General features: G+C 64.1%; 12 protein-coding genes. 4 read left to right on the top strand and 8 right to left on the bottom strand.

What is annotated here, in order from left to right; all coding sequences use genetic code 11:
• Positions 1-46: 46 nt before the first annotated feature.
• The 4 genes from V5F74_RS01475 (at position 47) to V5F74_RS01460 (ending at position 4665) form a co-directional block, all read left to right on the top strand.
• Positions 47-430, top strand: coding sequence for a helix-turn-helix domain-containing protein (locus tag V5F74_RS01475; protein ID WP_394005848.1), 384 nt, complete (start codon positions 47-49; stop codon positions 428-430).
• Positions 427-945 (top strand): hypothetical protein, encoded by a 519-nt coding sequence (locus V5F74_RS01470; protein ID WP_394005846.1) that lies wholly within the window; start codon positions 427-429, stop codon positions 943-945. The genes V5F74_RS01475 and V5F74_RS01470 overlap by 4 nt, the downstream gene beginning before the upstream one ends.
• A gap of 10 nt (positions 946-955) precedes the next feature.
• Positions 956-1417: a hypothetical protein gene (locus V5F74_RS01465; RefSeq protein WP_394005844.1), complete on the top strand. Its 462-nt coding sequence runs from the start codon at positions 956-958 to the stop codon at positions 1415-1417.
• A 125-nt stretch (positions 1418-1542) separates the two neighbouring features.
• The gene (locus tag V5F74_RS01460) at positions 1543-4665 is read left to right on the top strand and encodes a class I SAM-dependent DNA methyltransferase (RefSeq protein ID WP_394005842.1); all 3123 of its coding nucleotides are present in this window, start codon (positions 1543-1545) and stop codon (positions 4663-4665) included.
• Between the two features lie 407 nt (positions 4666-5072).
• On the opposite strand, the gene V5F74_RS01455 is transcribed toward V5F74_RS01460, so the two are convergent.
• From V5F74_RS01455 to V5F74_RS01420, 8 genes are all read right to left on the bottom strand, one after another.
• Positions 5073-6602 carry a hypothetical protein gene (locus V5F74_RS01455; RefSeq protein ID WP_394005841.1) on the bottom strand — a complete coding sequence of 510 codons (1530 nt, stop codon included), beginning with the start codon at positions 6600-6602 and terminating at the stop codon, positions 5073-5075.
• A gap of 562 nt (positions 6603-7164) precedes the next feature.
• The gene (locus V5F74_RS01450) at positions 7165-8139 is read right to left on the bottom strand and encodes a hypothetical protein (RefSeq protein WP_394005839.1); all 975 of its coding nucleotides are present in this window, start codon (positions 8137-8139) and stop codon (positions 7165-7167) included.
• A complete protein-coding gene (locus V5F74_RS01445; protein ID WP_394005838.1) occupies positions 8136-8477 on the bottom strand; it encodes a hypothetical protein in 342 nt (113 codons plus the stop codon). The genes V5F74_RS01450 and V5F74_RS01445 overlap by 4 nt, the downstream gene beginning before the upstream one ends.
• The gene (locus tag V5F74_RS01440; protein ID WP_394005836.1) at positions 8470-9102 is read right to left on the bottom strand and encodes a hypothetical protein; all 633 of its coding nucleotides are present in this window, start codon (positions 9100-9102) and stop codon (positions 8470-8472) included. The genes V5F74_RS01445 and V5F74_RS01440 overlap by 8 nt, the downstream gene beginning before the upstream one ends.
• Before the next feature lie 1139 nt (positions 9103-10241).
• Positions 10242-10736 (bottom strand): lipocalin-like domain-containing protein, encoded by a 495-nt coding sequence (locus tag V5F74_RS01435; protein WP_394005834.1) that lies wholly within the window; start codon positions 10734-10736, stop codon positions 10242-10244.
• A gap of 23 nt (positions 10737-10759) precedes the next feature.
• Positions 10760-11731, bottom strand: a complete 972-nt coding sequence (locus V5F74_RS01430; RefSeq protein ID WP_394005832.1) for a c-type cytochrome — start codon at positions 11729-11731, stop codon at positions 10760-10762.
• A 101-nt stretch (positions 11732-11832) separates the two neighbouring features.
• The gene (locus V5F74_RS01425) at positions 11833-12759 is read right to left on the bottom strand and encodes a hypothetical protein (protein ID WP_394005831.1); all 927 of its coding nucleotides are present in this window, start codon (positions 12757-12759) and stop codon (positions 11833-11835) included.
• A gap of 213 nt (positions 12760-12972) precedes the next feature.
• Positions 12973-13215 carry a hypothetical protein gene (locus tag V5F74_RS01420; RefSeq protein WP_394005829.1) on the bottom strand — a complete coding sequence of 81 codons (243 nt, stop codon included), beginning with the start codon at positions 13213-13215 and terminating at the stop codon, positions 12973-12975.
• Between the last annotated feature and the right edge of the window lie 129 nt (positions 13216-13344).

The raw sequence follows: 13344 nt of genomic DNA, 5'->3' as shown, positions 1-13344 counted from the left end.
TACGGACCCTGAGACCCTCGCCTTTTGCTGGAATTACCGCGGCCTGATGAACGCCCTCAAGGCGCGACGGAAGGATCTCGGCCTGTCTCAGCTCGAAGTCGACGACAAGGCTGGCCTCCAGGATGGCTATTGCGGCAAGCTGGAGGCGTGGGATCGGGACAGCGGCCGCCGGCTTGGGCCGGTCTCCTTCGACCTCTTGCTCGCCGCCTATGGCGTGGGGCTCGTCTTCTTTGAAACCCGCCCTCCTTCCGAACGGCCTGAGCATGACCCGTCACAGCTCGGGCTCTCACTCGAGGGCGGCGGGATGCGCCGTCACCACGACGGGGAGTTCGTCCGTCTCCCTGGCCGGAACCGAAGGCGGGAAGCCAAAGCGGCGGCCGGGACTGCCGCGGCCGAAGCTCTCCTCGAAATCAGGGAGGCCGCGGAGTGAGCGTCGCTGAGAACGGTATGCGCAACCGCATCCGGGCCGAAGTTCGCCGGCGCTGGAAGCCGCTCTCGCGCCGCGCGCTCGGCTGCCGAAAGGGCGACCGCGACCGGCGGGGCGCCTGGCTCCTCGCCAGCGACATGCCGACCATCATCATGCGGGTGATCGCCCGCGAGCTGACGGCCGGCCGCGACGTGCACATCCCCGGCTTCGGCACCTTCTATTCCCGCTTCGGCGGAACGACGATCGGCCTTCAGGGCAATGTCCCCGGCCACAGAGGCTTGCCGCCGCGGCGAATGGCGCAGGTGCGCTTCTCCGACACCCTACTGCGCGAAGTGCCTGGCGACGGGACGCGATACAGCCTGCGCTTCCGGGCGTCCCCGCTGCTGAAGGCTGCCATCCAGCCAGGCGGGCCGGCGCTCAAGCGGAAGCGGCGGAGGAAGGCCCTGCCTGTGCCAGCTATGCCGCCCCCGCCGGCAACGCGCCCGCCGGCTCCCCTGGCCGAAATCCGGATGCGCTGAGGAGTACACGATGACCGACGAGACCAACGACCACGATCTTCCCGAGCTGACCACACCGGACCCGATGACGCCGAAACGCCGCGCTTTGATCGACGGCATGGTGTGGCGGGGCCTCAAGCTGACCGAGGCCGCCATCGAGGCCGGGATGACTGAGCGCAACGCCCGCATGTGCGCGCAGGATCCGAAGTTCCGGGCGGCACTAAACGTGGAGATGGCCGCGTTCAAAGCATCGCAGCGTCCGCGCAACGTCCACCGCCTCGCCGAGCTGAGGGATCAGAACGAGGCTAAGGGTGCGGCGGTCCAGGCGATCCGAGTGCTCGAAGATCTGGCGCAACAGGCGGATGCCGCGCCGCCATCCGATGTTCGACCTGGCATCGTCGTGATCATCTCGCGTGATTATCTCCAGCCCGAACCCTTCGGCAGCGGCGCGCAGATCATGTTCTCGGATAACAGGGATGAAGGAGAAGAATAGAGATGGGCCACCCGCAGAGGGCCATCGCTGTCCTCGGTAAGGTTAACGATAGTGCGTTGTTGACTGGCTCACGCCAAGGTTGATTTCTTAAGGAATTGTTAAATTCGGCGACCTCGGGGGCAGAAATGGGTGCCGGCGCTCGTGCACAAATGTCGCCGCTTGCCTTCGTCAAGAAGTGGAAGTCTGCCTCGCTTAATGAGCGGCAATCTGCGCAAGAGCACTTCATCGACCTTTGCGCCTTGGTCGGCCACCCGACACCCACCGAAGACGACCCGACAGGCGAATTCTTTGCGTTCGAGAAGGGCGCAAGCAAAGTCGGCGGCGGCAGGGGGTTTGCCGACGTATGGAAGCGTGATCACTTCGCCTGGGAGTACAAACAGAAAAATGGCGACCTGGACGGCGCGCTTCTCCAATTGATGCGCTACGCCCCGGCTTTAGAAAATCCGCCACTTCACGTAGTCTGCGATATCAAGCGGTTCCGTATTCACACGGCATGGACGAACACAGTCCCCACTACCTACGATATCGCGCTGGACGACATCACGGATCCAGATAAGCGTGAGATTCTGCATAACGTCTTCTTCAATCCCGAGAAGCTTAAACCCACGCGCACGCGGGCCGGCCTGACGAAGGAAGCGGCCGACAAGTTCTCAACGATCGCCTGGCGTCTACAAGGGTGCGGCTCGCCGGAAGAGATTGCGCACTTCGTCAACCAGCTGGTGTTCTGCTTCTTCGCGCAGAGCGTTGGCCTCCTCCGGGGGGGGATCTTCACGAAACTGCTACGCCGTGCCGCCCAATATCCGAGCAAGGCGCGAGGCTATCTTAATGACCTATTCCACGCGATGGAGAAGGGCGGCGACTTCGCGCTCACGGACGTCATGCATTTCAACGGCGGACTGTTTGACGGCCGCCGAGCTCTGCCATTGGATGAAGGTGACATCGGCCTTTTAATTGTTGCCGACAGCCTCGACTGGAGCCTGATCGACCCGACAATCTTCGGCACCTTGTTCGAGCGCTTCCTTGATCCGAAGAAACGAGCCCAGATTGGCGCGCACTATACCGACGCGGACAAGATCGGCCGGATCATCGATCCCGTGATCTTGCGGCCTCTCCGTGCTGAATGGGAGGTGAGTAAAGAAAAAATTGTGGGGCTCCTCGACGGTAGCCGCCCGCCGCCGATGCGGAAGAAAGAGCGGCGTCGGATGACGCGAGATGAGGCCGCTGAAGAGGTTCGGTCCGCTTTCATCGAGAAGCTTTGCAACTTGAGGATTCTTGATCCGGCCTGTGGTTCCGGCAATTTCCTCTATCTCGCGCTGCAAGGTGTGAAGGACATCGAGAACCTCGCAAACCTTGATTGTGAGATGCTGGGCTTGAAGTCGCGTTGGCCGGCCGTCGGCCCCGAAATCCTGCTGGGCATTGAGGTCAATGCGCTCGCCGCCGAGCTCGCACGAACGACGATCTGGATCGGCGATATCCAATGGCGCCTGCGGAACGGGATCCACACACACGAGGTCCCGATCCTTCGAAAGCTGAATTCCATCGAGTGCGCGGATGCTCTCATTGAGCGCGTCCCTGCACTTGGTCGCGGAGAACAGATGGACTTGCTGACCGGTCCCGAAGCCGGGAGCGCCTATCGCGTCACCACGTGGCCTCGCGCGGACTTCATTGTCGGAAATCCTCCATTTCTCGGCGGGAAGCTGCTCCGGCATGGGCTGGGAGACGAGGTAGTCGACAGGCTCTTCACGCTCTACGATGACCGCGTTGCGAGAGAGGCGGACCTCGTCTGCTATTGGTTCGAGCAAGCGCTGGCCGCCGTGAAAGATGGACGGGCGCAGCGGGTCGGTCTGGTTGCAACGAATTCCGTTCGTGGTGGTGCCAACCGGAAGGTGCTTGATCAGATCATCAGCGGCAGCCGCATCTTCGAGGCCTGGAGTGATGAACCTTGGGTGGTTGATGGCGCGGCTGTGCGGGTATCTTTGGTTTGCTTCGGTGGGAGCGAAGACACCTGTCACCTCGATGGCAAGCCGGTTGGTCAAATCAATGCGGATCTCACAGCCGGCGCAGCTAACCTTACTAAGGCCCGGCGACTTGTGGAAAATATTGGCATTGCATTTATGGGCGTCACTAAAAGTGGTCCCTTCGATATTCCTTCCAGTGAAGCACGTCGCCTTCTCGCGCTTCCGGTCAATCCAAACGGACGCTCCAACTCCGATGTGGTCAAGAGGTCGGTCAACGGCATCGAAATCACTCGTCGGCCCACAGACCGGTGGATAATAGATTTTGGGCAAATGGAAGAGCGTATAGCGGCGCTTTATGAATCTCCTTACCACTGGGCCAGAGAAGTGGTGTACCCAGCCAGACAATCTAGTCGAACTAAGAAAAATAGAGAAATATGGTGGAGATATGAACGTCACAGGCCGGAGATGTACGCAGCAATCGGCTCAAAATCACGATATATTGGAACCTCAATGGTCTCAAAATATCGTACTTTTGTTTGGATTAGTTCAAAAACAGTTCCAGAAAATCTTGTTATTGCTTTTGCGCGTGATGATGAAGCGGCCTTTGGAGTTCTACACTCTCGCTTCCATGAATTATGGTCACTGCGCATGGGCTCATGGCTCGGCGTTGGCAACGATCCCCGTTATACGCCCACAACGACTTTCGAGACTTTCCCTTGGCCCGGAGGTCTGACGCCTGACATTCCGGTTGCTCGTCTCCAGCGCGATCCTCGCGCCATCGCCATCGCCATCGCTGCAAAACGCCTCGATGAGCTCCGTAACGCTTGGTTAAACCCTCCTGACTTGGTCCGGATCGAGCGTGAGGTATCGCCGGGCTTTCCCGACCGAGTTCTTCCGAGAGACGCGGCCGCTGCGACGATCCTGCGCGAGCGCACCCTGACCAACCTCTACAACCGCCGCCCGCAGTGGCTGATCGATGCGCATCGCGAGCTCGATGGTGCGGTGGCCGCAGCCTATGGCTGGCCGGCGGACATTTCCGACGAAGATGCCCTGTCCCGCTTGCTCGAGCTCAATCTTGCGCGGGCCGCCGCTGACGAATCCGGCCTAGCCGCACGATCGACGAAGCGCTCTTCGAAGCCCGACGGCGAGCGGCGCCAGACCCACATGAAGCTGCCGATCACCGGCAACGCAGGCAAGCAGGCGGACTTCCAGTCCCCCGAATTTCTTCCGCAGTCGGTAGAGGAAGAGCCCGCTGTGAAGCGCCGTCGGAGCAGGCGCCGCGCGAGTTGATGATCGCCGAGCGCGGCGACGATCTGTTCAGCGCGGGGTGAGAAGTACGGGCGAGTGCTATTTCTTCGCCCCGGGCTTCCGGGGTGGCTCCAGCGGTTCACGCGGTCGTTCCATGCCCCCCACCTTCGAGGGAATGAAGTGGTTGTGCAGACCGGCTCGACGGTCGAACCAAGCTTTGACTGACGGCCAATACCGGGCGCCGAACACGGGGTCCTTCATCGGGAGCCCGTGCCGCTCCAGGATGATGGCAATGGCCTTCCATTCGCTGACACGCCCTGGCCCGAGAACTGCCCGGGCAATGTCGGCTTCACACGGGAACAGGGGCATCTCAGCGCGTGGTGCCATAGCTTCTTCCTCCGGCTTGGAGGGGCACCATGGCATCCACGCCTTGCAAGCCTATGACGAGGTTAGGTGGGGTCGATTTCCCCACTGCTATTCGGTTTCCTCCTGCTAGCGACCCGAAGTTTGGCGACCCGCGAAGCCTTCTGGAGGCTGGTCCGATCATACCCCTGCGTCGTGGAAAGCTGGGTATGACCGGCTGCATTCATCACGTCGAGAGGCTGGGCGCCGGCGTCGAGGGCTTCCGTCACAGCGCCGGCCCGCGCGTCCATGCTCCACACCTCATCCGGGATACCGGCGTTGCGGGCAATTATCCGGAACCACTTGGTGTAGACGCGCCGTTTGTAGGGCAACCCATTCTCCTCGTTGAGCACCAGGGGGCCGATGCGGCGGAGCGGCGGGATGCGTTCCAGTTCGGCGAGCGCGTCGGGGAGCTGGGCCAGATCGTGCTCCACCACCTTGCCCGTCTTGCTGGTCCGCTTCCGCAGGACCGTGCCGGTGATGTGCTCAAAGGTGAGGCCGTCTGCCCATCGCATCCCAGCGAAAACGATGCCCGGTTGTTCCGGGGTCTTGTCGGTCACCCATTCCCCGATCACGTCCCTCTGGCGCATGCCGAGGTCGAACTGGAGCGTGATGCCGAGCGCCATGGACGGCCGGCCGGCCTCGTGCGCGGCCTTGCGGAAGGCGCACACCTGGGCGTGCGTGATCCGGGTTTCGCGCCTCCTCACACCCTGAAATTCCATTTTGGATAGGATATCGCCCAACACGTCACATGCGTCGAGCTTCAGGGTCCGGCCGTAGTTCACGACAACACGGAGCATCTGGATGGCGGTATAGGCTCTTCGCGCACGGTCGGGCGCCTTGGTATCACCGGCCTTTCGCTGTTTCGCGGTGAGCGGCGCGGGAACACGCAAATCCTGATAAAGCCGGCGAAGCTCGACTCCGCTCACAGCGTCCACCCGCGCGGTTCCGATTGCCTGGTCGAGCAACCGCAATCCGTACAGATAGAACCCTTGGCTCCGCTCTTTCAGATCGTGGAATGGGCTCGATCGCTCGGTTTCATAGATGCGGATCAGCGATCGAAAGGTGCCGTCGAACGCCGCCGCCCGCGGGGCACCGCCGTCGCGTTGCCAAGTTAGCATCTCGGCCTGTAGCACGCGGCACTTTGCAGCGATCTTAGCCGGGTGAAAAGGGTCGGTCGGATCAAAGTGAATTCGCACGGTCGATGGCCTAAAGCCCTTCTTGACCAGATCTTCGCGCGCCACCCAATAAGCTGCCTTTCCATCTTTCCGGGGTCGCCAGGACAGGCCTGGTGCGCGGTCTGAGTCCTCCTTGTCCGATGGCAAAGTTGTCCAGCGGCCAAGCGCCGGTGGGGTGATGATGGGCGCAGCAGGTGCAGGACGCTTTGCGAACCAGGCCTGAACCCCTGGCCAGTAACGGCCGCCCATAAGCGGATCCCGAGGGGGCAGTCCCTCACGCTCCAAGATCACGGAAATTGCCTTCCATTCGTCCGTGTGACCGGACCCTAGAATTGCCCGGGCGATATCGACATCATCGGCATACAACGGAAGGTCATCGAAGCGGCGGCTGATCGCCATGGCCTGTCCCCGGCGCCGAGGATCTGAAGGCCGCCGCGACGGCGCTGGCGCGGGCGGCGCATCAGATCATACCCGGCGCGGATCGCAGACAAGTCCATAGTCGTCGCCGTCGATCACCTCGCCGTCATCGCGATCGGAGCGCCTTGCGAGAGCCGCTCGGCGGCGAGGGCATTTGCGCGGGACGCGGCACTATCCCTCGCCTTCTTTTGTACGCGGATGGCAATCGCATGCCGTCACGCCCCGAGCGTTGATCTTGTGGCAGCGCGGGCATTCCCAGTTAGGCCGGTAGGGCGGCGGCGCGGTATCCGGGACGGGCAGGCTCATGATGAGCGGGTCGCAGTGTTCGCAGCCTGGGGACGGACAAGGAAATCGGGTACAGGCTTGGGGTATCATGGCGCCTCCTCGGTTTGGTGCCACGGCGAGCACAATTAGCCTGACCACCTCATCCTTGCCCCACGCCTTTTGTTTTGGCGAGTACTTCTTCGTTGGCTTTCCAGGACTCTTCAGCCACTTCCTGCCCCGCAGGTATCCGCCTGCGGTATCTGAAATGGAGCACCCAATATCAAACGTCAGCATAGTCGCCGAAGAGCTCATCTGGGGCTCCATCGATCACCCGTCCATCCGATGATCCCGGCCACTGCCCGAATCTCTGCTCGGCCACCCGCGCCATGCCGGCGATGATCGCGTCGCCGCCGCCGCGGAAATCGCCTCTCCGGAAGCCGGCCGCCCTGGCGCGCTTTCCGAACTCGGAATCCGGGTGTTCGAGGAGGACCTCCGCCATCGCTGTGGCCATCGAGGACCGCGGCTCCGCTCGTTGACGCCTCGCTCCAGGCGCCGGGTCGTACGCCCCCTCCATGAGCTTCGCGAAGCTCTCGGGCTTCAGCAGGAAATCCAGGCTCGCCCGCCATCCGCGGTCGTTGTCGCCGCGGAGGAACGGTGAAGCCCGAACCCGATCCATGGCGATCCGCCAGCCGGCGATCCCTCCGCAGTCCCGCAATCGGGCCTTCAGGGCCAGCCGGCGCTTCCGGCTCATTCCCTGCGCTTCGGGCAGGCCGACCTCGGCCGCCATCCGGTTGAACGCCGCCAGCGCCTCGGCAAGTTCCTCCTGACGATCCGCCGCATCGCAATCCGTCGCGGAGGGGGAGGAGGTTCCTTTAGGAACCGACGGGGTGAAATTGGGAGAGGGTTGGGTTTTTTCTTTAGAGGGGGTGCAGGGGGAGGCCTTTCTTTTTTCCTCGGGAGAGGGCTCGCCATCGTCGTGCGATGTCGTGGAAGTCGCGCGACAATCAGCGATCTCACGCGATACCTGCGACGTTGACCGATTATCCACCCGGCCGTTCGCCGCCCTGGCGGCCTCTCTCTTCCGACGCATGCGCTCGCGGTCGACTTCGCGCTTCCGCTCGGCTGCGGCGCTCATACGAGGTCCTGGCGCAGAGACCGCCATCTCAGCCTCGATGCGGGCGACGGCAGCGACCAGCTCGTCGCCGGTCAGACCGGCGGCCATCAGCTCGCGCAGGGCAGCGGCGATCACGCTCATGCGCCGCCCTCCGACCCGACCACAAAGGCGCGCATCGTGCCGAAGATTGCCGCCACGTCCTCATCGCGTGGGGCGATGCCGTCGAAGCCGGCCGGCCCACTGATGTGGTCTAGCAACGCCAGCATGCCGGCGGCCGTCAGGGGCACTGTGTGCAGCACCTGCTCCAGGGCCTCGACCTCCCGTTCGGAGGCCGCGTCGCGCAGGGCGCCCGCTTGGGCCGCGAGAGGCCCATCAGCGCGATCGGCCAGTTCGGCCTCGCCCGCCGCGTCGAACGCAGCCTCATGCTCGGCCCGACGCCGCTGGTGTTCTGCGATGGCGGCGAAGATCGGATCAGTCATGGCTGGCCTCGTCTTCCGATCCGGTCGCCTTGTCCGGTCCCAATATACCGCCGCCTTTTTCTCCGCAGCGGGCGATCTTCTCGAAGTTTGCGCCGACAGCCGTGAGTATTCGCACTGCTCGCGACGACGGCTTCGCTATTTTCCTCCAGGAGCCACAGGGCGGCAGATGGAGCTCGCCGGCGCCGGTGTTGCAGGGGATAACGCGATCGGCATCGTCTCCCATCTCCGGATAGAGTTCCATCCCGAGGAGGCGCCCCTCCATGGCGAGCCACTCGCGGTAGGCCTCCATTTCCGCTCGTGTCGCCGGCCGCTCGACCGGAGCGGTGAACGCTTTCAGGAAGCCGAGTGCCGACCGGACCAGCGCGGGCGCGAAGTCGGATTCGATCTGGGCCAACTCCAGTGCCGCGATGGCACCCTCCAGACTTTGTGCCGAGGGAGCTTGGTTCAGATCGTCGTCGACCATCCACCCGCGGGCGTCATGCCAGCTTTCGGTATTGGTCGGCGGTCGCGAGGCGAACTCGGCGCGGGCCTCTCGCCATTGGGCGATCAGCGCAATGACCGGATCGACGGGCTTCTCGGCGGCAGGCAAGCCGGGGGCGGCTGCCGGAACGGTAGGGTTCGGCATGGGTGTTGCTCCAGCGGTAATCAACATTTAATGTTGAGACGCTAGAAGCGTGCGCGGACCCCTGTCAACATAAAATGTTGAGCGACATGACCCCAGCACAATGCCGCGCCGCGCGCGCTCTCCTTGACCTGAACCAGCCGGCCTTGGCGGAGGCCGCCCAACTCGGCTTGTCCACGATAGTTGACTTCGAGCGAAGCCGACGAGCCGTCTCTTCCGATGCTGTAGATGCCATCCGCGCCGCCCTCGAAGCCGCGGGCGTGATCTTCGTTGCCGAGAACGGCGAGGGGCCGGGCGTGAGGCTGAGGAAGGGGCGAGAATGAAAGGATCGGTCAGCACCATCATCCCGGCCAAACTTGACGCTCTGCATGACGGGGAGGAGCAGCTTCGCGAACAGGCGCTTAGGCGACCGGTGGCTCCGCTCGGCATGAGGTGCCCCCGTGACGATGAACTGAACGATGTAGAGAACAAAAGATGGAACAAGGCTGCGTGTGGCTAAGCACACGCAGCCTTGCCTATCACCGTGCTTGCTGTATCGTCACGGTGCTTCCTGAGACTGCGTGCGGCAGCACGTTGAGGAAGCCGGGTCCTTCGCACCGCCTGTGCGCCTCGCCCCCCGCATCGCTCCGAAGGCTCAACCCACTGAGGGTACGAGCCGTTCTTAGGCTACTCAGCTAGCTGAAGGAGTTGATGCTATGTCCACTGAAGATCAGGTTCTCGCTGCATATCACCGTGCCATCGCCCGTCACCGCGATCGAACTGGCGTGTCCTATCCGTTGGTTCGTGCGTCGTGCGTGGACTTGGGGCGGGGCGAAGTCGAAACCACTGGATCATTTCCCGAAGTGGTTGCGACATTCACCTGGGACGCACTTGATCGGGTGCGAATCAAGTTGGTCTGACGAGCGTCGGCCGGAGTCGGGGGGGAGCCAGGCGCCGGCCGCTTGCCATGGGCGGGCACAGCCGGAAGAAGAGGCGCGGCCGCCGGATGGCGGGAGGTCGCTACGTCCGGGGGTCTCCGGCCGGCCGCGCCAGTTGCCCACCATCCGTCGGAGGATTGCCCGGCAGGGTCGCGCCAGTGCCTGGCTGGTGGGATCCGCTGATAGCCAGGCGGACGCCCGGCGGTGAGCCGCTGAGGCCCCGCGTCACTTCACGCGATCGAGCTCCAGATGCGGCACGAACTGCCGGCCGGTGGCGTCGGTGATGGGGGCCGCCCTGACCTTCAGGTGGTCGCCCTCGAGCGTCTCGATGGTGCGCACCAGGGTCTGGCCCTGCCATTGGGGAAAGGTCGATTGCCAGACCGAGGTCGAGAAAGCGTGCGCTGCCTCATCGACGCTATAGGTGCCGGCATAGGCAATGGCTGGGCCCACCGGCTCGGAGGGCACGCCGCCGGCCCGCGCCGGCCGATCCCGACCGACGATGATGGCGCTGAACTGGCCGCCCGGCGTGAAGACGACGAGGCCCTGCGCCCCCGCCCCCCAAGTGTCGCGCCGCGATCCGTCGGCGAATTCGTCGTACACGCTCACGATCTTCCACGCGCCTACCAGCCGGGCGCCAAACGTATCCGCGGCGAAGGCCGCACCGGCACCGCATACGGCAAGCGCAGCGACGGCAGCGGTGATGAACGTCCTCATGAGCATGCGGGGTCTCCTCTTCCGGTCCATCAGGGCTTCAGGGATGCCGCATAGGCGGCGAGCGCTACCATCTCCGGTAGGCTCATCTCTTCGGTGGTGACGCGCATGGGCGCCGCCATCGGGCCGTCCCTGAGCCCGTGCTTGAACTCGTAGAGCTGGCGCACGAGATAGGATGGCGAGCGGCCGGCGAGCGGCGGGATGTCGCCAATGCCCTTCAGTCCCTCGCCATGGCAGGCGACGCAGGCCGGTATGCGCGCGTCCAGCCCATCCTTGGCGATGGTCTCGCCCAGCGCGATGCTGCCGCGCGGGACATAAGCGGTGAAGGTGACGTGGAAATCGCGGTTGACGAAATTCTCCTCGTCGTCCGGCACCTCGATGATGCGGCCGCCGAGCGGCTCGGGCGCCCCGTCCTTTTTTGGCGTGTAGTACCACGAGGGGACGTCGCTGGCGGGAACAGTGTCGGTCTCCACCACGGTGATGCGCGGCGGCAGCTTCAGCGCTGCGTAATAGGCGACGGCCTCGGCGATCTCCTGCTCGCTCAGGTTCCTGAGGGCAGCGACCATGCGGAACACGTGGGCCCGTTCCTTTACTCCGGTGGAGCGGGCGCCGGAGCGGAAGTCGTCGATCTGGCGCAGCATGTAGTCGGCCGGCAGGCCGGCGAGGCTGGCATTCTCCGGCCCGCCGACGCCCTCCGGGCGGTGGCACACGCCACAGGGGCGCGTGTCCGGGTGGCGTCCTTGCGCCACCACGGCAGGCATGGGCGGATGGGCGTCGGGGAACCAGTCGCGGGCGACGAAGAGGTCGCGGATTTCAGTGAGGGTGTAGCCGCGGCTACTGCCCGGGACATGCCGGACGCTGCCGTCATCCTTCGGCGGCGCATAGTCTGGAGGCGCAACGGGATACGCCCAGACGGGCGGCGGCTCGTCCGCACCGGCGGCAGACGCGACGAGGCAGAATGCAGCGACGATTACGTCCCGCGCCAGTCTGCACGAAGAAAACATCTGCGGCCCCGATGATTGAGCGAGCGGCAGCCACGCTCCTGATGCGGCGCCGGGCAGATTATTATCGAGCTCGCGGGGGCGATGTACGGCAAAGTTTGCGCCTATTGACGGGCGGATGCATCTGCTCGGTCCCCGATCACGCCTGCTGCGTCCACACCGTTTTCGGCGGGCTCCCCAGGGACATCGGATTGGGCTACGAGCTCGGCGGAGGCGCGCAGGAAGGCGATGTCGCGCAGCCGGGCGCCGACGCCGTGGCCGATGGCGTCGCTGCGCCAGAGCCGGGGCAGGATCTCCACCGCGCGCCCACCCCGGCCATGCAGGCGGACGAAGCCCGCCGCCTCCGCATCCCGCATCATCCCGCGCACGTGGGAGCGCGACAGGCCAAACCGCTCCGCCACGTCGCCGAAGGCGAACGGGCACTCCCGCCCCTCGGGCGAGGACAACGCGCCCTCGAACAGCGCCTCCAGCACCATGAGCCCGCCCGGCCGGCTGAAGAACAGGAGGAGATCGGTCTGCGCCGAGAGCAACCGCGCGCCCTCGGGTAGCAAGGCGAGGGACTGGCGTCGGATCGCGGCGTGGACCGCCGGGTCCCGGTTCCGGACGCCGGCATAACGGTGTTGGGGGCACAGCGTGTCGAGGATGATGTAGTCCGTGGCCATCCATTCCCGGTCGTGGGCGAGCATCCTGTCCGTAAGGCGCAGCAGCTTCACCCGGCGGTCGCGCGGGGCATTGCTGACATCGACAAAGCCCACCGCCTGCATCCGCTCGATCAGGTGGTCCACATGGCGGGGGCTCGTCATGCCGAAGGCCGCCATCTGCTCCTTGAGCCGCCCCACCGAGAACCAGGTCTCCCGCCGCTCCGCATCGTGATTGGCGTTGAGGATGACGGAGAGCGTGAACACGAGGTAACGGCTGGAATCCGTCAGCAGCCGGATGAGGAAGGGGTTACGGTCGAAGAGCGCCAGGAAGCTGTCGCAATAGAGCTTCCGCGCGCGCAGATAATGGGGATGTTCGGCAATCTCTTCCACGGTTACCGGAACCCGCCCCAGCGGACTTATACCACCCTGCAACATGGCTTCCCGCACCGATGCGAATTCCCAGCCTCAGCATTGTTTCCTGCCTCCCCAACCTCTCGGGGCATCGTCAGGGATATGCCGGCGGCGTCGGAGATGAGTAACGTTAAGTCAACAATCTAAGGCAGTAGCCCGGCTGTAGGGCCACACCACGTGCGCGGGACCGCGCTACTGTCCCACGGCATCCTTCACGCATTTCGTAGTGAAGCTGGTCTGTGCTGCGCCGTGGAGCTTCTTGTCGGCCGCCTGGGTGTTGCAGGCCGTCGTAGCGTCCTTCTGGCACTTGGTGAGGAAGCTGGTGCGCGCCGCACCGGCGAGCTTCTTCGCGTCGGCATTAGCGACGCAGGTATCAGCCGAGGCGGCGGCAGGCGAAAGCGACAGTAGGGCGAACGCGATTGCGAGCGTCTTCATGATTCCCTCCCACAGGTGGTGACGGGAGGCTATCACCGGCCGAGACGGCGTTCGACGGTGCCGGAACGTCAGACGCCGAGCCGCCTTCGCCGTCCTCTCCGGAGCACCGACCGCCCTCGACTGATCCGT

Origin of the sequence: Xanthobacter aminoxidans (genome assembly GCF_043193615.1) — a bacterium.
Taxonomy (GTDB): Bacteria; Pseudomonadota; Alphaproteobacteria; order Rhizobiales; family Xanthobacteraceae; genus Xanthobacter; species Xanthobacter aminoxidans.
This window is presented reverse-complemented; position numbering and strand designations above follow the sequence as displayed.

Coding starts and splice junctions, on each gene's coding strand:
- V5F74_RS01475 (WP_394005848.1), top strand. CDS start 47: ATGAACGCCCTCAAGGCGCGACGGAAGGATCTCGGCCTGTCTCAGCTC.
- V5F74_RS01465 (WP_394005844.1), top strand. CDS start 956: ATGACCGACGAGACCAACGACCACGATCTTCCCGAGCTGACCACACCG.
- V5F74_RS01460 (WP_394005842.1), top strand. CDS start 1,543: ATGGGTGCCGGCGCTCGTGCACAAATGTCGCCGCTTGCCTTCGTCAAG.
- V5F74_RS01455 (WP_394005841.1), bottom strand. CDS start 6,602: ATGGCGATCAGCCGCCGCTTCGATGACCTTCCGTTGTATGCCGATGAT.
- V5F74_RS01450 (WP_394005839.1), bottom strand. CDS start 8,139: ATGAGCGTGATCGCCGCTGCCCTGCGCGAGCTGATGGCCGCCGGTCTG.
- V5F74_RS01445 (WP_394005838.1), bottom strand. CDS start 8,477: ATGACTGATCCGATCTTCGCCGCCATCGCAGAACACCAGCGGCGTCGG.
- V5F74_RS01440 (WP_394005836.1), bottom strand. CDS start 9,102: ATGCCGAACCCTACCGTTCCGGCAGCCGCCCCCGGCTTGCCTGCCGCC.
- V5F74_RS01435 (WP_394005834.1), bottom strand. CDS start 10,736: ATGCTCATGAGGACGTTCATCACCGCTGCCGTCGCTGCGCTTGCCGTA.
- V5F74_RS01430 (WP_394005832.1), bottom strand. CDS start 11,731: ATGTTTTCTTCGTGCAGACTGGCGCGGGACGTAATCGTCGCTGCATTC.
- V5F74_RS01420 (WP_394005829.1), bottom strand. CDS start 13,215: ATGAAGACGCTCGCAATCGCGTTCGCCCTACTGTCGCTTTCGCCTGCC.